This window comes from Mesorhizobium sp. SARCC-RB16n, assembly GCF_008520305.1.
Classification (GTDB): domain Bacteria; phylum Pseudomonadota; class Alphaproteobacteria; order Rhizobiales; family Rhizobiaceae; genus Mesorhizobium.
The window spans coordinates 31,787-51,302 of record NZ_ML703266.1 but is presented as its reverse complement, the minus strand read 5'-3'; the positions used below and the strand labels follow the sequence as shown (position 1 = coordinate 51,302).

General features: G+C 62.7%; 15 protein-coding genes. 5 read left to right on the top strand and 10 right to left on the bottom strand.

Features of this window, described 5'->3' with window-relative positions; translation table 11 throughout:
- Window positions 1-223 precede the first annotated feature (223 nt).
- Complete coding sequence (locus C7I87_RS13565; RefSeq protein ID WP_149904700.1) at window positions 224-1,294, top strand: GGDEF domain-containing protein; 1,071 nt, start codon at window positions 224-226, stop codon at window positions 1,292-1,294.
- Window positions 1,295-1,372: 78 nt separating this feature from the next.
- On the opposite strand, the gene C7I87_RS13560 is transcribed toward C7I87_RS13565, so the two are convergent.
- The 4 genes from C7I87_RS13560 to C7I87_RS13545 form a co-directional block, all read right to left on the bottom strand.
- On the bottom strand, window positions 1,373-1,942 hold the full coding sequence (locus C7I87_RS13560) for a DUF4337 domain-containing protein (RefSeq protein ID WP_246696269.1): 570 nt from the start codon (window positions 1,940-1,942) through the stop codon (window positions 1,373-1,375).
- 189 nt (window positions 1,943-2,131) lie between these two features.
- Complete coding sequence (locus C7I87_RS13555) at window positions 2,132-3,505, bottom strand: class II 3-deoxy-7-phosphoheptulonate synthase (RefSeq protein ID WP_149904699.1); 1,374 nt, start codon at window positions 3,503-3,505, stop codon at window positions 2,132-2,134.
- Between the two features lie 159 nt (window positions 3,506-3,664).
- Window positions 3,665-7,162, bottom strand: a complete 3,498-nt coding sequence (mfd, locus tag C7I87_RS13550; RefSeq protein WP_149904698.1) for a transcription-repair coupling factor — start codon at window positions 7,160-7,162, stop codon at window positions 3,665-3,667.
- Between the two features lie 71 nt (window positions 7,163-7,233).
- Window positions 7,234-7,521 carry a succinate dehydrogenase assembly factor 2 gene (locus C7I87_RS13545; protein ID WP_023783257.1) on the bottom strand — a complete coding sequence of 96 codons (288 nt, stop codon included), beginning with the start codon at window positions 7,519-7,521 and terminating at the stop codon, window positions 7,234-7,236.
- Between the two features lie 91 nt (window positions 7,522-7,612).
- On the opposite strand from C7I87_RS13545, the gene recG reads away from it, so the two are divergent.
- Window positions 7,613-9,721 carry an ATP-dependent DNA helicase RecG gene (recG, locus tag C7I87_RS13540; RefSeq protein WP_149904697.1) on the top strand — a complete coding sequence of 703 codons (2,109 nt, stop codon included), beginning with the start codon at window positions 7,613-7,615 and terminating at the stop codon, window positions 9,719-9,721.
- Here the strand turns inward: recG and C7I87_RS13535 are convergent.
- The 4 genes from C7I87_RS13535 to glmS all read right to left on the bottom strand — a co-directional run bounded on the left by C7I87_RS13535 (window position 9,673) and on the right by glmS (window position 13,061).
- On the bottom strand, window positions 9,673-10,425 hold the full coding sequence (locus tag C7I87_RS13535) for a DUF502 domain-containing protein (protein ID WP_149904696.1): 753 nt from the start codon (window positions 10,423-10,425) through the stop codon (window positions 9,673-9,675). The two genes, recG and C7I87_RS13535, sit on opposite strands and share 49 nt — an antisense overlap.
- 90 nt (window positions 10,426-10,515) lie before the next feature.
- The gene (locus C7I87_RS13530; RefSeq protein WP_135915815.1) at window positions 10,516-10,815 is read right to left on the bottom strand and encodes a HigA family addiction module antitoxin; all 300 of its coding nucleotides are present in this window, start codon (window positions 10,813-10,815) and stop codon (window positions 10,516-10,518) included.
- Between the two features lie 38 nt (window positions 10,816-10,853).
- Window positions 10,854-11,135, bottom strand: coding sequence for a type II toxin-antitoxin system RelE/ParE family toxin (locus C7I87_RS13525; protein WP_149904695.1), 282 nt, complete (start codon window positions 11,133-11,135; stop codon window positions 10,854-10,856).
- Between the two features lie 102 nt (window positions 11,136-11,237).
- Entirely contained in the window at window positions 11,238-13,061 is a 1,824-nt protein-coding gene (glmS, locus tag C7I87_RS13520) for a glutamine--fructose-6-phosphate transaminase (isomerizing) (RefSeq protein WP_149904694.1), read from the bottom strand.
- Window positions 13,062-13,267: 206 nt separating this feature from the next.
- Here glmS and C7I87_RS13515 point away from each other — a divergent pair, with 206 nt between their 5' ends.
- On the top strand, window positions 13,268-13,639 hold the full coding sequence (locus tag C7I87_RS13515; protein WP_373424691.1) for an ADP-ribosylation/crystallin J1: 372 nt from the start codon (window positions 13,268-13,270) through the stop codon (window positions 13,637-13,639).
- Window positions 13,640-13,642: 3 nt separating this feature from the next.
- Here C7I87_RS13515 and glmU read toward each other — a convergent pair whose 3' ends face one another.
- Both glmU and C7I87_RS13505 read right to left on the bottom strand, forming a co-directional pair.
- Complete coding sequence (gene glmU / locus C7I87_RS13510; protein WP_149904693.1) at window positions 13,643-15,019, bottom strand: bifunctional UDP-N-acetylglucosamine diphosphorylase/glucosamine-1-phosphate N-acetyltransferase GlmU; 1,377 nt, start codon at window positions 15,017-15,019, stop codon at window positions 13,643-13,645.
- Between the two features lie 125 nt (window positions 15,020-15,144).
- On the bottom strand, window positions 15,145-15,891 hold the full coding sequence (locus C7I87_RS13505) for a cytochrome c biogenesis CcdA family protein (RefSeq protein ID WP_149904692.1): 747 nt from the start codon (window positions 15,889-15,891) through the stop codon (window positions 15,145-15,147).
- Between the two features lie 277 nt (window positions 15,892-16,168).
- Here C7I87_RS13505 and C7I87_RS13500 point away from each other — a divergent pair, with 277 nt between their 5' ends.
- Both C7I87_RS13500 and topA read left to right on the top strand, forming a co-directional pair.
- A complete protein-coding gene (locus C7I87_RS13500) occupies window positions 16,169-16,546 on the top strand; it encodes a COG4315 family predicted lipoprotein (protein WP_149904691.1) in 378 nt (125 codons plus the stop codon).
- A 344-nt stretch (window positions 16,547-16,890) separates the two neighbouring features.
- Complete coding sequence (topA, locus tag C7I87_RS13490; protein WP_149904689.1) at window positions 16,891-19,512, top strand: type I DNA topoisomerase; 2,622 nt, start codon at window positions 16,891-16,893, stop codon at window positions 19,510-19,512.
- Window positions 19,513-19,516 lie beyond the last annotated feature (4 nt).

Sequence of the window (19,516 nt, the reverse complement as noted above, 5' to 3'; positions counted from 1 at the left end):
GCAAAAATTTACGCGCTTACAGCCACAGGTAGAGAAAACCTGTGGAAGGCGTGCGAATTAAGGAAACTTTAGCGCTGCCGCAACTATGATATCTCAAGCGAAGGGTGCGGGCGGGGACGCGCGTCTTCGCAAGATGTTCTGGAGCACGGGTAACGCTCCCCAGGTCGGCGATCAATGGACCCGCGAATTTGCGTCGGGGTCCGAGGGGAAGAGTGAATCTGACATGCAGCCGGCAGCAGCCCCGACGGAACGAAGCACCGATATTGCAGCCACCGTTGTCGCGACCATGCGCCAGCTTGGCGTGCTCGGTCTGCCACGCAACTACGAGATCTTCTATGAGGCGTTGAGCGGCACCAACCGCGAGCTTAGCCTCGCCGTTGTATCGCTGAGCAACCGGCCGACGCAGGACGAACTGGACCAGATCGGACGCGCCTTCTTTGCCCATAATCATGGCCCCGGCATCGTCGAGCATGCCAGAGACATCATCGCCCGGGAGCTCGAAGAGGTCGCGTCGCTCCTGCGCAGCGAGCGCAGCCACATCGAAAAATACGGCAGAATCCTCGATGAGACATCAAGCGGCCTGAGCAACCGCAGCCTTCTCTCCCAGGATCTTCTGCAAAAGATCGCCAACGCAATGACCATCGCGACCAATTCGACGATCGATCACGGACGGCAGGTCGCCTCGACGCTCAGCGACAAGACGGCGGAACTCGAGAGCGTCAAGTCGAAGCTCGAGGAATACAAGCGGCTGGCCGACACGGATCCGTTGACCCAGATCTGGAACCGCCGCGCCTTCGACAAGGAAATCACCAGGATCTACAACAGCAACAAGGGTATCCTGTTCAATGCCCTGATCCTTGTCGACATCGATCGGTTCAAGGATATCAACGACCGCTACGGACATCCTGTCGGCGACAAGATCATCCAGATCATCGCCGAGATATTCCAGACCAGCATCCGCGGCGACATGTTCGTTGCCCGCACCGGCGGCGAGGAGTTCGCGCTGATCATCGAGGGTGCCAGCGAGGACGCAACCTATGAGATCGCGGAACGCATTCGCGCCCTGATCGAGCAGACGCCGTTCACCAGCAGCCAGACCGGCATGAATTACGGCACCGTGACGGTATCGATGGGTATTTGCATGGCGTCCGAGGCGGAAGGCCCCGAAGACCTCTACACCAAGGCGGATCGGGCGCTCTATCGCTCGAAAGTCAGCGGGCGCAACCGCGTCACCAGGCATTCGGCCATGGCAGGGCGCGCCGGCAAGAGCTGGCTGCTCTACAAGAAGGACTGATTACCCTTTGGATTGCCGACCGCTGGCAATGCGCGCCTCCCACAGGGATGGTGATGCCAGCCCGGAGTCCCGGCCTGGTCAGGCATAGGCAAGGCCAGCCGAAATCACACCCAGGGCCCCCAGCGCCAGCGAGCCGATCCAAGGCCAGCGCTTGCCACGGGTAATGATGGAGAGTGTCGCGACGGCGATCGAGATGTGCAGCAGCGTCACCGCAAACGTCAGGACATGATGACGGTGTTCCCGCAGGTCGCTGTCGCGCAGCTTTTCATCGACCTGCCTTTCAAATTCGGTTGCTTTGGCCTGAATCTCCGCGCCATCGGCTTCATTACGCTTCGCAGCGACCTGGAATTGGTCTGTGGCGGAGCCACCCATTGCCGCTGCGATCTCATAGCTGTTCTTCTTGATGCTCTTGGCTTGGAAGAAACTCCACTGATCGCTGGCTTTGTTCTGGAGGTAGGCGGCTTCGCTCTTGTCGTTGATCGCCTCCGCGGTTTCGAGCGACTCAAAGCTGCCGACCGTCGCGGCGAGAACCGCCAGCACCGCTATGGTTACAGAGACCGTAGTCAGAAAAGGATTGCCCTCATGCGCGGCATGTTCGGCATGCTCGGCGTTCTCAAGGTGCTCTTGGGTAGCGTCTTCCAGTGCCATTCGCCGAATCCCGGTCCGATATGATGGTGTCGGCGACGACTTTCACCTCAATCTTGGTTTTGCAATGGTCGCGTCAGCATACATTTCCGTAAAGTTTGAAATTACAAACCGCCTGGACAGCAGCATCTCGGATCGAAAAAGGCGCCTGCATTTCTCAGGCGCCTCCGTTTATCGCTCCATTGGGATTGGTCAGCCGTTCGCGACCTGCTTGTGCTGCACCGGATGGCTCTTCTTCAACAGGTCCGAGACCAGGAACGCCAGTTCGATCGCCTGGTCGGCGTTGAGGCGCGGGTCGCAATGGGTGTGGTAGCGGTCCTGCAACTCTTCGGCGGTGATGGCACGCGCGCCACCGGTGCATTCGGTGACGTTCTTGCCAGTCATCTCGACATGGATGCCGCCGGGATGCGTACCTTCGGCGCGATGCACCTCGAAGAAGGTCTGCACCTCTTTCAGGATGCGGTCGAAGGGCCGCGTCTTGTAGCCGGCGGCTTCAATGGTGTTGCCGTGCATCGGATCCGACGACCAGACCACGCTGCGGCCTTCCTTCTGCACCGCGCGCACCAGCTTCGGCAGATGGTCGGCAACCTTGTCGGAACCGAAGCGAGCGATCAGCGTCAGCCGCCCCGGCTCGTTCTCGGGGTTCAACAGATCGATCAGCTCCAGCAGACCGTCCGGCGTCAGCGACGGACCGCATTTCAGGCCGAGCGGGTTCTTGATGCCGCGGCAATATTCGACGTGCGCGTGGTCGGGCTGGCGCGTGCGGTCGCCGATCCAGATCATATGGCCCGACGTGGCGTACCAGTCGCCGGAGGTCGAATCGACACGGGTCAACGCCTCTTCGTAGCCGAGCAGCAGCGCTTCATGGCTGGTGTAGAAGTCGGTTTCGCGCAACGCATAGTTGGTTTCCGAGGTGATGCCGACGGCCTTCATGAAATCCATCGTCTCGGTGATGCGGTTGGCAAGCGATTCATACTTCTCGCCCTGCGGGCTGTCGGAAACGAAGCCGAGCATCCAGCGATGCACATTCTCCAGGCTGGCATAGCCGCCCTGGGCAAAGGCGCGCAGAAGGTTGAGCGTAGCCGCCGACTGGCGATAGGCCATTTCCTGGCGGGCAGGATCGGGAATGCGCGACTTCTGGTCGAACTCGATGCCGTTGATGATGTCGCCGCGATAGCTCGGCAGCGTCACCTCGCCCTTGGTCTCATTATCGGACGAGCGCGGCTTGGCAAACTGGCCGGCGACGCGGCCAACCTTCACCACCGGTTGGGCACCGGCGAAGGTCAGCACCACCGACATCTGCAGGAAGACGCGGAAGAAGTCGCGGATGTTGTCCGCGCCATGCTCGGCAAAACTCTCGGCGCAATCGCCGCCCTGGAGCAGGAAGGCCTCACCGGCAGCGACGGCCGCCAACTGCTTCTTCAGCTTGCGCGCCTCGCCGGCAAAGACCAGCGGCGGAAAGGTGGCGAGTTGGGCTTCCGTGTTCTTCAGCGCGGCAAGGTCCGGATAGGCGGGAACCTGCTTGATCGGCTTTGCTCTCCATGAATTCGGCGACCATTTCGTCATCGCTGCACCCAACGCTCTTTCCGGCGAACACCCTTGCCCGCCATTTCCAGCCCCTAAATGGGGTGGCGGCTCCATACACGAAGCCGATTTCCTATTCTAGACCGGAATTTCGGTGCTGGCGAATGGCCCGGCGCCTCCCGCCTGGCCCGGAAGGCGAGATCAGGCTGCCTTCTCCACCAACCTTGCCAGCTGCGTCATGACGACAGCCGAGCCCGCCAGACGCTTCTCCGCCGTCGGCCAGTCGCGGATGAAGACCACGCTATGGTCGGCCCGGATCTTGGCCAGCGAACCCTGCTCGCCGATATACTTGACCAGCCCGACAGGGTTGGGGAATTCGCGCTTGCGGAAATGGATGACGACGCCCTTCGGCCCGGCATCGAGCTTCTCGACATTGGCCTTGCGGCAGAGCGCCTTGATGAAGACGATCTTCAGGAGATGCTTCACCTCTTCCGGCAGCGGCCCGAAACGGTCGATCAGCTCGGCGCCGAAGGCGTCGATCTCCTCGGTCGTTTCGAGATCGCCGAGACGGCGATAAAGCGCCAACCTGAGCTGAAGGTCCGGCACGTAGCCTTCCGGGATCATCACCGCAGTGCCGACAGCGATCTGCGGCGACCAGCCGCCATCCTGGACCTCGCCGGAATCCTTCACCTCGGCGACCGCTTCCTCCAGCATCTGCTGGTAGAGCTCGAATCCGACCTCCTTGATGTGCCCGGACTGTTCTTCACCCAGAAGATTGCCGGCGCCCCTGATGTCGAGGTCATGGCTGGCGAGCTGGAAGCCGGCGCCCAGCGTGTCGAGCGACTGCAGCACCTTCAACCGGCGCTCGGCCGTGTCGGTCAGCTTTCGGTTGGCCGGCAGGGTGAACAGCGCATAGGCGCGCACCTTCGAGCGTCCGACGCGGCCGCGCAACTGGTAGAGCTGCGACAGGCCGAACATGTCGGCGCGATGGATGATCAGCGTGTTGGCGGTCGGGATGTCGAGGCCGGATTCGACGATGGTGGTCGACAGAAGCACGTCATACTGGCCGTCGTAGAAGGCGTTCATGATGTCGTCGAGTTCGCCCGGCGGCATCTGGCCATGCGCCACCGCGACTTTCAGCTCCGGCACGGATTCTCTCAGGAAATCATGGATTTCAGCGAGATCGCTGATACGCGGAACCACATAGAAGGAATGGCCGCCGCGGTAGCGCTCGCGCAGCAGCGTCTCGCGAATGACCAGCGGGTCGAAGGGCGAGATGAAGGTGCGCACCGCCATGCGGTCGACCGGCGGCGTGGCGATTAGCGACAGCTCGCGCACGCCGGTCAGCGCCAGTTGCAGCGTGCGCGGAATCGGCGTCGCCGACAGCGTCAGCACGTGTACGTCGGTCTTCAGGTCCTTCAGCCGTTCCTTGTGCTTGACGCCAAAATGCTGCTCCTCGTCGATGATCAGCAGGCCAAGGTTCTTGAACGAGATGGCGGAGCCGAGCAGAGCATGGGTGCCGATCACGATGTCGACCTGCCCTTCGGCGATGCCCTTCTTGGTTTCGGCCAATTCCTTTGAGCCCACCAGCCGCGACGCCTGGGCGACACGGATCGGCAGCCCTGAGAAACGCTGCGAGAATGTCTTGAAGTGCTGGCGCGACAACAGTGTCGTGGGTACCACCACCGCGACCTGAAACCCTTCCATCGCTGCGATGAAGGCGGCGCGCAGCGCCACTTCGGTCTTGCCGAAGCCGACATCGCCGCAAATCAGCCGGTCCATCGGCTTGCCCGCGCCAAGGTCATCACGCACCGAGTCGATGGCCGTCTGCTGGTCGTCGGTTTCCTCGTAAGGGAAGCGGGCGGCAAACTCGTCATAGAGGCCTTCGGCCGGCACCAGCGCCGGTGCGGCGCGCATCTGCCGCTCGGCGGCGATGCGGATCAGTTGCCCGGCCATATCGAGCAGGCGCCGCTTCAGCTTGGCTTTGCGCGACTGCCAGGCACCGCCGCCAAGCTTGTCCAGCGTTGCCTCGGCTGTGTCAGAGCCGTAGCGCGACAGCAGCTCGATGTTTTCCACCGGCAGGAACAGCCGGTCGTCGCCGGCATAGTGGATTTCCAGGCAGTCATGCGGCGCGCCGACCGCTTCGATGGTGCGCAGGCCGATAAAACGGCCAATGCCATGGTCGGTATGGACGACAATGTCACCGGCCGACAGAGCCGAGGCCTCGGCGATGAAATCGGAAGCACGCTTCTTGCGCTTCGAGCGGCGGATCAGCCGGTCGCCTAGAATGTCCTGTTCGGCGACAACAACCAGCTTTTCGGTCTCAAAGCCGGATTCCAGCGGCAAAACCGCCAATGCGGCCTGTCCCCGCTCGAGCTGTTCAGCCTCCGCCAGCGTCTCGACCTGCTTGAGATTGCCGAGATGGTGCTCGGCCAGGATCTGGCCAAGCCGGTCGAGCGAGCCTTCGGTCCAGCCGGCGATGACGACGCGGCGGCGCGCCGCGCGCTCGTCGGCTATGTGCCGGACGACGACATCGAATACATTGACGTTCGGATCGGCTCGCTCCTCGACGAAGCTGCGGCCATGGCGCGAGCCGGCGTGGAAGACTTTCTTACCCCCCAAATCGGGCGCATCGAACACGGTAAAGTCGATGTCCTCGCGTTGGCCAAGCGAAGCCTTGAGATTCTCCGGCGAGAGATAGAGCAGGTCCGGCGCAACCGGCTTGTAGGGCACCGCATCCCTGAGCGCCCCGTCAGCCTGCTTTTTGCGCGCCTCGTAGTGGTCGAGGATCAGCGTATGGCGTTCGGCAAGCGCCTCATGCGCTAGATGGTCGAAAACGACAGGTGCGTCGGGCAGGTAGTCGAATACCGTCTCCAACCGCTCATAGAAGAACGGCAGCCAATGCTCCATGCCAGCGAAACGCCGCCCCTCGCTGACCGCCGCGTAGAGCCCGTCATCACGCGATGGCGCGCCAAAGGCTTCGATATAGGCGCGGCGGAAGCGGCTGATGGTTTCGGGCGTCAGCGCCACCTCGCTCATCGCCTGCAGTGCCATCGACTTGCGCTGGCCGGTGGTGCGCTGCGTGGCGGCGTCGAAGACACGGATCGATTCCAGCGTGTCGCCGAAGAAATCGAGCCTGAGCGCCTCGGTCCAGCCGGGTGCGAAGAGGTCGAGAATGCCGCCGCGCACCGCGAATTCGCCGATGCCGCGCACGGTCGGTACCCGCTCGAATCCCGACGTCTCCAGCCGCGCGATCAGCGCATTCATGTCGATCTGGTTGCCGGGCCTGGCGTGGAAGGTCTGCGCCTCGACAAGCTCAGCGGGCGGGATGCGCTGCACCAGCGCATTGGCGGTGGTGAGAATGACGGCACGGTGCGGTTTCTTCGCCAGTGCGATCATGGCGGTCAGCGCATCGAGCCGCTTGGCCGCGGCATCGGAACCGGGCGACACACGGTCGTATGGCAGGCAGTCCCAGGCAGGCAGCTCCAGCACAGGCAAGCCGGGCGCGACGAAGGACAGCGCCTCGATGATGGAAGGCAGGCGCTGGCCGTCGCGAGCCACGAACAAAACCGGCTTGTCGGGTGCGATCTCGAGCGCCGTCTGTACCAGCGCGAAGGCCTCGTAGCCGTCGGCGACACCGTCGACGATGAACTGGCCGGCGCGGCCCTTCGGCAAGCCAATGGTAGGAATGAGAGCCATCAAATCACGGTCTTGTCTATCGCAATTCCGGACGGAAAACCGCTTCGCACTTTTCCTGGAATTGCTTTTGTTCAGAAAGTCATGGTCCGGCGGGACGCCAGGATTTTTTGCAGGACGGCACAGTCGATCTCCGCCGGCACCGGGCGTTCGCCCGTGACCAGCGGCAGGAATTCTGTGTCGACAATATCGAGGAGCCTCTCATATTGGTCGATTTCCTCGGCGGTCAAGGTGCCGATCTCGGCATCGGCGAAGGTGCCGAGGATGAGGTCCATCTCGCGCATGCCGCGATGCCAGGAGCGGAACAACAGCTTGCGGCGGTGCGCGTCCAGCCCCTCGCTTGATCGTTTCGTTCCAGTCATTGTGCGCATCCTCGCTTCAAGCGGCGCATATAGCGTGGATAGTGGGCGGTGTCAGCCTTGCGCTGCGGCCGTCGCGACATAAGCTGACATCATGCGTCCTTCCATCCTCGATCCCCTGTTTGTCCCGATCACCTCGCTTGCCGGCGTCGGGCCGAAGGTCGGTGCGCTGATCGAGAAGGTCGTGGCGGCCGACCTCGGCGATCGCGCCGCACGCGCCTGCGATCTCTTGTTCGTGCTGCCGCACACAGTCATCGACCGCCGCAACCGGCCTGGCATCGCACTGGCGGCCGAAGGCGCCATCGTGACGCTCGAGTTGCGCATCGACCGCCACCAGCCGCCGCCGCGCGGCAACCGGTCGGTGCCCTACAGGGTCTACGCCCATGACGATACCGGCGAAATCGGCCTGACCTTCTTCCATGCCCATGCCGCCTATCTCGAAAAGGCAATGCCGGTGGGCGAGCATGTCGTGGTGTCAGGCCGCATGGAATGGTTCAACGGACGCCCGACCATGGTCCATCCCGACCATATCGCACTCGCCGGCGAGGCTGAGAACCTGCCGCTGGTCGAGCCGGTCTATCCCCTGACCGCGGGGCTCTCCGGCAAGGTGTTGCGCCGCGCAATCGGCCAGGCGCTCGGCCGTTTGCCGGAACTGCCTGAATGGCAGGATGGCGCCTTCATGCGCCGCCAGAGCTTCCCGTCCTTCGGCGACGCGCTGACCCGCATCCATTATCCCACCGATCCGATCGATGTCGCGGTCGAAGGGGCTGCATGGCGGCGCCTCGCCTATGATGAATTGCTCGCCGGCCAGGTTTCGCTGGCCTTGGTGCGGGCAAAGGTGCGACGCCTGTCAGGCCGCCCTCTCGTCGGCGATGGCAGCATCGTCGAGAAACTGCGTACAGCCCTGCCCTATTCGCTTACTGCCTCGCAGGAATTCGCGCTCGCCGAAATCAACGCCGATCTCGCCGATCCGGAACGCATGCTGCGGCTGCTGCAAGGCGATGTCGGCTCTGGCAAGACGGTGGTGGCGCTGCTTGCGATGGCCCGCGCTGTCGAGGCCGGCGGCCAGGCGGCGCTGATGGCGCCGACCGAAATCCTGGCGCGCCAGCATCTGGCGACGATCACCCCACTTGCCGCCCAGGTCGGGCTGCGCGTCTCCATCCTCACCGGCCGCGAAAAGGGCCGCGAGCGAGCCGAAACACTGGCTGGTCTCGCCAGCGGCGAGATCGATATCGTTGTCGGCACCCACGCGCTGTTTCAGGAAACGGTCAGCTTCCACGATCTGGTCCTGGCCGTCATCGATGAGCAGCATCGCTTCGGCGTTCATCAGCGGCTTGCCATCACCGCCAAGGGCGATGCGCCCGACATGCTGGTGATGACCGCGACCCCCATCCCGCGCACGCTGGTTCTGACCGCCTTCGGCGACATGGACGTATCGAAGCTGACGGAAAAACCGGCCGGCCGCCAACCGATCCGCACCGTCACGCTGCCGCTGGAACGGCTCGACGAATTGGTCGGCCGCATGCTCGATGCCGTTGCGGATGGCCAGAAGATCTACTGGATTTGCCCGCTGGTCGAGGAATCCGAAGAGATAAAACTGATGTCGGCCGAGGATCGTTTCGCCTCGCTGAAGCCGTTGTTCGGCGACCGCATCGGCCTTGTTCATGGCCGCATGAAGGGCACCGAGAAAGATGAGGCGATGCGCGCCTTCAAGCAAGGCGAGACGCGCATCCTGATCGCCACCACGGTCATCGAGGTCGGCGTCGACGTTCCTGACGCCACCATCATGGTCATCGAGCATGCCGAGCGCTTCGGCCTCGCCCAACTGCACCAGTTGCGCGGCCGGGTCGGGCGCGGCGACAAACCCTCATCCTGCGTGCTGCTCTACAAGGATCCGCTTGGCGAAACCGCCAAACGCCGGCTGTCGGTGATGCGTGACACCGAGGACGGCTTCCTGATCGCCGAGGAGGACCTGAAATTGCGCGGCGAAGGCGAGTTGCTGGGCACGCGCCAGTCCGGCACGCCGGGTTTCCAGGTGGCGCGCATCGAGGCGCATGCCGACCTACTGGAGGCCGCCCGCGACGACGCCAGACTGACCCTGGCGCGCGACCCCGAACTGCAATCGGATCGCGGCGAGGCCCTGCGCCTCTTGCTCTACTTGTTCGGCCGCGACGAGGCGGTGCGGCTCTTGCGCGCCGGATGAGATCCTAGCGGCGGATTGGCCACCGTCCCGTTGATCGGCTCACCATTCAGCGTCACCAATTTGGTCTTCACCTCGGGGGCCACCAATCCGGCGGACACGATCAGCTTGGCGCCGTCCTCTATCGTCATGTCGAGCAGCACGATGTCCGACTTCAGAACATACATCAGGAAACCGGTCGTCGGGTTCGGCGTGCACGGCATGAACACGGCGATCAGCGGATCGCCGTCCCGGTCGAGCTTCTGGTTGATCTCGGTTTCCTTTTCACTGGCGACAAACACCAGCGACCACACGCCCTTGCGTGGATATTCGACCAGCCCAACCTGGCGGAACATGTCGCCCTTGTTCGACAGCACTGTCTCGAAAATCTGCTTCAGCGAGCCATAGATGCCGCGCACCAGCGGCATGCGGCCAAGCAGGCGCTCGCCAAAGCCGACGATGGCGCGGCCGACGATGTTAGCCGTCAGGAAGCCGATCAGCGTGATCAGGATCAGCGCGACGATCAGTCCGAACCCCGGAACCGGAAACGGCAGATAGGTATCGGGGCTGTAGCGTGCCGGGATGTAGGGTTTGACCCAGGAATCGACCCAGCCGATGAAGGACCAGGCGATATAAGCGGTGATCGCCAGCGGCGCGCAGACGATGAAGCCCGTGAGGAAATAGTTCCTCAGCCGGGTCATGCCGGAAGTCTTCGGAGCGTCAGACATGGTTCACCGAGGCGCGGGTTGCGGCGCGACATTAGTGAACCGGAAGACGCTTTGGAACCGCGAAGTTTTTAGAAGTTTTTAAAGGTCCTATTATGCGGCTGCTTCCAGCGGCGCGATCTTCTCAAGTTCCGGCGCCAACTTCTTCGCCTCGGTCTCAAGCTCGTAAGCTTGCTGAAAATTCATCCAGAATTCAGGCGTGGTGTTGAAAAACCTGGCGAGGCGAAGGGCCGTGTCGGGTGTCAAGCCGATCTCCTCCTTGGCAATGCGTTCAATACGGGTGCGCGGAAGATTGAGTTTTTTCGCCAGCGCGCCTGCACTCATGCCGAGCGGGACGAGATATTCTTCACGCAGGAATTCTCCAGGATGAACTGGACGTGCGAACTTGAGCATAGTTCAGGAGTCCTCAAGGGTTCAGGGCAAGTGCCCGTTCAATGGTAATCGACGATCTCCACGTCTTCAGCGCCAGCAGCCGTCCATCTGAAGCAGATGCGCCACTGGTCGTTGATACGAATTGAATGTTGCCCAACGCGGCTCCCTTTCAGGGCTTCCAGATGATTTCCGGGCGGCGACCGAAGGTCATTCAGTTGGGCAGCGTTGGCAATCGCGCGAAGACGACGTTCGCCACGAGCAACCAAATCCGGCGGAAAGCCTTTTGGCGCCTTCCCTTCGGCAACCGCTTCGACCGCCCTACCTTTAAACGAAACGATCAACGAGGCGCCCTCTTGGTTGTATCATATATTGATACAGAGTGGCGCGCAAGTATCATCGATCGGTACAAAATTTGCCGACGGCAAATTGGGAGTTGCCGATAGCTACTCCACCGTCACCGATTTCGCCAGATTGCGCGGCTGGTCGACGTCGGTGCCCATGAACACGGCGGCGAAATAGGCGAGCATCTGGATCGGCAGCGCGTAGATGATCGGCGAGATGATTTCCGGCACATCCGGAAGCACGATCGTCTCCATCGTCTTCACGCTCACCTGTGCCGCGCCCCTGGCATCGGTAATCAGGATGATCTTGCCGCCTCGAGCCGCCACTTCCTGCATGTTCGACACGGTTTTCTCGAAGATGCGATCATGCGGCGCGATGACGATCACCGGCATGTTCTCGTCGATCAGCGCGATCGGCCCATGCTTCAGTTCGCCCGCGGCATAGCCTTCGGCATGGATGTAGGAGATTTCCTTGAGCTTCAGCGCGCCTTCCATGGCGAGCGGGAAATTGGTGTCGCGGCCGAGATAGAGCACATCGGAGTAGCGCGATATCTCGCGCGCGACCCGCTCGATCTGCTCTTCGAGCTTCAGCACCTGGTTGGCATAGCGCGGTGCTTCCGAAAGCGCTCGCACCAGGATCTTCTCTTGCTCGTTCGAGATCGCCCCGCGCGCCACTCCGGCGCGCACGGCAAGCGATGCGAGCACAGACAACTGACAGGTGAAAGCCTTGGTCGACGCAACGCCGATCTCAGGCCCCGCCAGCGTCGGCAGCACGACATCGGATTCGCGCGCCATGGTCGATTCCAGCACATTGACGACGGCGCCGATCTTCATGCCGGCCTTGCGGCAGTAGCGCAACGAAGCCAGCGTATCGGCGGTCTCGCCCGACTGCGAGATGAAGAAGGCGGCATCGCTCGCCGACAGCGGCATCTCGCGGTAGCGGAATTCCGAGGCGACATCGATATCGACCGGCAGCCGCGCATAGCGCTCGAACCAGTATTTGCCGATCAGGCCGGCGAGATAGGCAGTGCCGCAGGCGGAGATGGCCAAGCGGCCGATCTTGGCGAAATCGAATGGCAGGTCGAGCGGCTTGGAGACGCCGGAGACGAAATCGACATAATGCGCCAGCGTGTGCGAGATCACCTCGGGCTGCTCATGGATTTCCTTTTCCATGAAATGGCGCCGATTGCCCTTGTCGACCATGAAGCTGGTCGACAGCGACTGCTGGCGCTTGCGGTCGACCTTTTTGCCGTCGATGTCGAAGATGGCGACGCTGTCGCGGCGCACCACCGCCCAGTCGCCGTCCTCGAGATAGGTGATCGAATTGGTGAACGGAGCGAGCGCGATCGCGTCGGAGCCCAGGAACATCTCCCCATCGCCATGGCCAACCGCCAGTGGCGGACCATTGCGGGCGCCGACAATCAGGTCCTCGTCGCCCTTGAACATGATGGCCAGCGCAAAGGCGCCTTCCAGCCGCTTCAGCGCCTTGTGCGCGGCCTCGACCGGCTTCAACCCATTGACGAGTTCGCGCGCCACCAGATGTGCCACGACCTCGGTGTCGGTCTGCGACGAGAACGAATAGCCGTCGCGGATCAGCTCGTCGCGCAGTTCGGCGAAATTCTCGATGATGCCGTTGTGGACGATGGCGACGCCGTCGGAAAAATGCGGGTGCGCATTGGTCTCGTTGGGCACGCCGTGGGTTGCCCAGCGCGTATGGCCGATACCGATCGTGCCGTCGAGCGGCTCATCCTTGAGCCGGCGTTCGAGGTTGACCAGCTTGCCCTCGGCGCGGCGGCGGCCAAGCTCGCCCTTTTCGATGGTGGCGACGCCTGCCGAGTCGTAGCCGCGATACTCGAGCCGCTTCAGTGCGTCGACGATGAGCGGCGCAACCTGTGAGTGGCCGATGATTCCAACAATACCGCACATGCAGACAGTCCCCGATTGCCCGTGGAAAACCAGCGCTATTTAGGCGTGGCCGGCCTGCCGCGAAAGTCACATTGCATTTCGTCCCGTGTACGGACGCCTCTGCAGGCATGCACCATGACAGGCCGCTCTTGCAATCCGGTTATTGCAATCGTTCGGTTTTCAGGCGGCTGGTTCTTCTTTCCGCAACAATTGGCTAATGTCCGGCCATGATGAGCCAAGCCACCGTCACACTTTGGCGTCCTGTCGGGCCGAAGGAGTTGGAACTGATCGAGGCATCCGGCATGCGGGCATTCCCACCGCGCTTGCCGGACCAGCCGATCTTCTATCCGGTTCTGACCGAAGCCTATGCGACGCAGATCGCCCGCGACTGGAATGTCCCGGCCAGCGGCGCTGGCTTCGTGACCCGATTCAAGGTGCTAAAAAGCTTTCTTGAGCGCTACCGGGTCGAGCATGCAGGCAGCAAGGCTCATCTGGAATATTGGATTCCCGCCGAGGACCTCAATGATTTCAACAAGGCGATCATCGGGAAGATCGAGGTGACCGCTTCTTTCGGCAAAGACACGGAGTCTGCAGGCTGACCCCTAATGGTCAGCGCCACCAGCTTTCTTCTTTGCCGCCGCCGCGGAAGCAAGCCGTTCGCGCAGCTCCTTCCCCTTGCCGGGGATCGTCTTCTGGCGAGCCCGGCCGAAGGCCAGCGCATCGTCGGGTACGCTTTCGGTGATGACACTGCCCGAGGCGATATAGCCGCGATTGCCTATGGTGATTGGTGCCACGAGCGACGAATTGGAGCCGATGAAGGCGCCCTCGCCGATGTCGGTGAAGAACTTTGAGTAGCCGTCATAGTTGCAGGTGATGGTGCCCGCTCCAATGTTGGCCCCGGCGCCAACGCGCGCGTCGCCGATATAGGTCAGGTGGTTGACCTTGGCGCCATCCTCGATAACGGCCTGCTTGACCTCGCAGAAATTGCCGACCTTGGCCTTGTTCCTGAGATCGGCACCTGGCCGCAGCCGCGCGAATGGCCCGACATCGCAATTGGACGCGATGGCGGCGCCCTCGATGTGGCTGAAGGCGTGGATCTTGGCGCCGCCGGCGATTTTCACGCCAGGACCAAACCAGACATTCGGCTCGACGATGGTGTCGGCGCCGATCTCGGTGTCGTACGAAAAATACACGGTTTCCGGCGCGATCAGCGTCACGCCCGACAACATGGCCTCGTGCCGACGGCGTGCCTGCCAGATGGCCTCGGCCTGCGCCAGGTCGATGCGATTGTTGATGCCGAGCGCGCTTTCGAAGCTGGCTTCGGTGGCAACCACATCGAGGCCCTGGGCTCTGGCGATCTCGACAATGTCCGTTAGATAGTACTCGCCCTTGGCATTCTTGTTGCCGACGGCGTCAAGCAGCTTCAGCGCATGCGCGCCGGCCACCGCCATCATGCCGGCATTGCAGAAACCAATCTTCCGTTCCTCTGCGCTGCAGTCCTTTTCCTCCCGGATGGCGGTCAGCTTGCCGCCTTTTTCGATCAGCCGGCCATAGCCGGTCGAATTGGGCGGACGGAAGCCGATGACCACGACAGCCGCACCTTCCGCGAGCCTGAACCGCGCTGCCATCAGCGCATCCGCGTCGATCAGCGGCGTGTCGCCGAACATCACCAGCACATCGTCATAACCCTTTGATATCGCTTCGCGAGCAGCCAAGACAGCATGTGCCGTTCCCAAGCGCTTTTCCTGCACGAAGGTCTCGGCCTTCGGCGCGAACTTCGTCGCCGCCTTGCGCATCTCGTCGGCGCCATGCCCGATCACCAACGCCTGGCCGCTGGCGCCGGCGGCTTCGGCGGCCTTCACCACATGGGCGACCATCGGCAGCCCGGCAATGTGGTGCAGCACCTTCGGCAGTGCGCTCTTCATGCGTGTGCCTTCGCCAGCGGCGAGGATGACGGACAGGCAGGTTCTCTGGCTCATGGAAGGCAACCATATGAAAAGGGTTGGGAATCAAGACAGGATAGCAGTGGCGCCATGCTGCACCAATGCGGTTAAATTCCGGTGAGATGGCAGAGGGAAGAGCAACTGACTTTTAATCAGTAGGCCTACCCCAGCCGCCCAAGCACCGGGAAGTTTTCCAACAGCCAGTAGGATACCGTCTGCACGCCGCCGGTGAGGAAGAACACCCCGGCGACCACCAGCAGCGCGCCGATCGCCTTTTCGACGCGGCCGAGATGGACGCGGAATTTGCCGAGGAAGCGCATGAAGGCGCCGGAAAACAGCGCGGCGATCAGGAACGGGATGCCGAGACCGAGCGAATAGGCGGCAAGCAGCAGGGCGCCTTCGCCCACGGTCTCGCGGCCGCCAGCCAGCGTCAGGATCGGGCCGAGCACGGGGCCGATGCAGGGCGTCCAGCCGAAGGCGAAGGCAAGCCCCATGACATAGGCGGCGACGGCGCTGGCCGGCTTGCCCTGCGACTGGAAGCGCGCCTCGCGCGACAACAGCGGGATGCGCAGGATGCCCAGAAAATTCAGGCCCATCAGGATGATCAGCACGCCGGCGCCCATCGCGAGCGGCTCCTGCCAAACACGCAGCAGCCGGCCGATGGTCGAGGCGCCGGCACCGAGCGCGACAAAAACGGTCGAGAAACCGAGCACGAAGGCGATCGAGGAATAAAGCAACGCGCCGCGTGCACCTTCCTTGGCCGTCGCACCCGCATTGCCGCGGAAATCGTCGACCGAAACGCCGGCCATGTAGCAGAGATAGGGCGGCACCAGCGGCAGCACGCATGGCGACAGGAACGAGATAGCCCCTGCTCCGACCGCGCTGACATAGCCGATGTCCAATGCCATTCTAAAGCTCCGACTGTTCCAGCGCCGATATAGCGACGCGCTGCCCTGTGCGCCAATCACCAATGTGTGGCAACCGGTCGCTGTTTGGGCAATCGCACTGGCCTCCGCTGCTCCACTCACTCAAGTACGATCGAATTGGAGGAATTGTTACTGGCAATCGCGCCCGCCAGTTGTCGATGCCGGCATGCCTTCTCGGGACGAAAGCGCCTCTGCACGGCGTTGACACAAGGAGGCCGCGATTTCCGTGCGCCTCCAGATATCAGCCAGGGAGATTCTCATGAAAACGATAGCCACAGGGCTGGCCGCGCTCCTGCTCAGCACCGCCGCATCCTTTGCAGCCGAGGCGTGGAAGGAAGGCGAGGCCGGCGGCACCAAGATCTATACCGACGCCATGGGCATGACGCTCTACACCTACGACAAGGACGAGAAAGGCAAGAGCAATTGCTACGACAAATGCGCCGCCAACTGGCCGCCGCTGAAGGCCGAGGCCGGCGCCAAGGCGGACGGCGAATGGAGCGTTGTCGATCGCACCGACGGCACCAAGATGTGGGCCTATGGCGGCAAGCCGGTCTACACCTTCATCAAGGACAAGAAGGCTGGCGATATGAGCGGTGATGGCGTCGCCGGTGTTTGGCACGTCGTCAAGGCCGATTAGGGCTGCCCCTGCTCTCCGCCTGCCGACGGGCAAGCTGGTCGCCGTATTCCTCCATGTAGCCGGCGGCCAGCAGCCGATCGGCGGCATTGCCCGGCGCCGCATTGAACGGCTTTCCACGACTCGGCCGGAGTTTGAAGCGGTCGTTTCCCTCGTCGTCGCCCTTGACCGAAATTATGTGATTTTCTCCATACACTCTAAGAGTGTATTGCTGCCGGCATCCCCGCAATTTGGCCGCTTCCCCTTGACCGGATGCAAAAGCGCGGCCATGTGAGCGACGAACAGAACCGAGATTTCGTCGCGCGCAGCGGAATTCTTCTGCCGCATCACAGCTGATATGAGACCTCATGGACGTCGTCGTCGTCGAATCGCCGGCCAAGGCGAAGACAATCAACAAATACCTGGGCAGGAACTACAAGGTTCTGGCCTCGTTTGGTCACGTCCGCGATTTGCCGGCCAAGGACGGCTCGGTGCGCCCGGATGAAGACTTCGCCATGTCCTGGGCGGTCGACACCGCGTCCGGCAAGCGGCTCGCCGACATCGCCAAGGCGGTTAAGGATGCCGACGGCCTGATCCTCGCCACCGACCCGGATCGCGAGGGCGAAGCGATCTCCTGGCACGTGCTGGAAGTCCTGAAGCAGAAGCGTGCGCTGAAGGACAAGCCGGTCAGCCGCGTCGTCTTCAACGCCATCACCAAATCGTCGGTGCTGGAGGCCATGGCCAATCCGCGCCAGATCGATGCACCGCTGGTCGATGCCTATCTCGCGCGCCGGGCGCTCGACTATCTCGTCGGCTTCACGCTGTCGCCGGTGCTGTGGCGCAAATTGCCGGGCGCCCGCTCCGCCGGCCGCGTCCAGTCCGTGGCGCTGCGCCTGGTCTGCGACCGCGAATCCGAGATCGAGCGTTTCATCCGCGAGGAATACTGGCAGATCGCTGCCATCCTCGGCACGCCGCGCAACGAGACTTTCGAAGCCCGCCTGACCGCCTTCGAGCGCAAGAAGCTGCAAAAGCTCGACATTGCCAACAAGGCGCAGGCCGACGACATCAAGGCGATGCTCGAAGGTGCTACCTTCAAGGCGCTGTCCGTCGAAGCCAAGCCGACCAAGCGCAACCCCGGCCCGCCCTTCACCACCTCGACGCTGCAGCAGGCAGCCTCATCGGGCCTCGGCTTCTCGGCCACCCGCACCATGCAGGTGGCGCAGCGGCTCTATGAGGGCATGGACATTGGCGGCGAGACCGCCGGCTTGATCACCTATATGCGAACCGACGGCGTGCAGATGGCGCCCGAGGCGATCGATGCCGCCCGCGACGCGATCACCAAGGAGTTCGGCCCCAAATACCTGCCGGAAAAGCCGCGCCAATACACCGCCAAGGCCAAGAACGCCCAGGAAGCGCACGAAGCGATCCGTCCGACGGATTTCATGCGTACCCCGGCATCGGTCCGGCAATATCTCGATGCCGACCAGGCACGGCTCTATGAACTGATATGGAAGCGCGCCATCGCCAGCCAGATGCAGCCGGCCGAGATCGAGCGCACCACTGTCGAGATCGAGGCGCTGAATGGCGCCCGCACCGCCGAGCTTCGCGCCGTCGGCTCAGTCGTCCGCTTCGATGGCTTCATCGCCGCCTACACCGACCAGAAGGACGATGACGCGGAAGACGAGGAAAACCGCCGTCTGCCTGAAATCCGCTCCGGCGAGCAGCTTGCCCGCCGCGCAATCAATGCCACCCAGCACACCACCGAGCCGCCGCCCCGTTATTCCGAGGCGTCGCTGATCAAGAAGCTGGAAGAACTCGGCATCGGCCGTCCCTCGACCTATACGGCGATCCTGAAGACGCTCGAGGACCGCGACTATGTCACGATCGACAAGCGCCGGCTGGTGCCGCAGGCCAAGGGCCGCCTGCTGTCGGCCTTCCTGGAAAGCTTCTTCGAGCGCTATGTCGAATACGACTTCACCGCATCGCTGGAGGAGAAGCTCGACGAAATCTCGGACGGCAAGCTCGCCTGGAAGGACGTGCTGCGCGATTTCTGGAAGGATTTTTCGGGCGCCGTTGCCGACATCAAGGAATTGCGGGTCACCGACGTGCTCGATGCGCTGAACGAGGAACTGGCGCCGCTGGTCTTTCCCGCCCGCGAGGACGGCTCCAATCCGCGCATCTGCCCCAAATGCGGCACCGGCAATTTGTCGCTGAAGCTCGGCAAGTTCGGCGCCTTCGTCGGCTGCTCGAACTATCCCGAATGCTCCTTCACCCGCCAGCTCGGCGACGCCGCCAATCCCAATGGCGAAAACGGCGGTGGCGAGGACGGCACCAAGGTGCTCGGCAAGGATCCTTACACGGCCGAGGAAATCACGCTGCGCTCAGGCCGCTTCGGCCCCTACATCCAGCGCGGCGATGGCAAGGAAGCCAAGCGCTCGAGCCTGCCCAAGGGTTGGACGCCTGAATCCATCGACCATGAGAAGGCGCTCGCCCTGCTGGGGCTGCCGCGCGACGTGGGCAAACATCCCGAATCCGGCAAGATGATCTCGGCGGGGCTCGGCCGCTACGGCCCGTTCGTGCTGCACGATGGCACCTACGCCAATCTCGACAGCATCGAGGACGTGTTCTCGATCGGCCTCAACCGCGCCGTCACCGTGATTGCCGAGAAGCAGTCCAAGGGCAAGGGCGGTCGCAACGGCGGCACGCCGGCAGCGCTGAAGGAGCTCGGCGACCATCCGGATGGCGGCGGCAAGATCGTCGTGCGCGACGGCAAATACGGACCCTACGTCAATTTCGGCAAGGTCAACGCCACGCTGCCCAAGGGCAAGGACCCGCAATCGGTGACGATCGAGGATGCGCTGGCGCTGATTGCCGAGAAGGAAGCCAAGGGCGGTGGCGGCAAGAAACCGTTCCGCAAGGCTGCAGCGGCCAAGACGCCGGCAACCAAGAAGGCAGCCGCCAAGAAGCCGGCTGCGAAGAAAAAAGGATAGGACG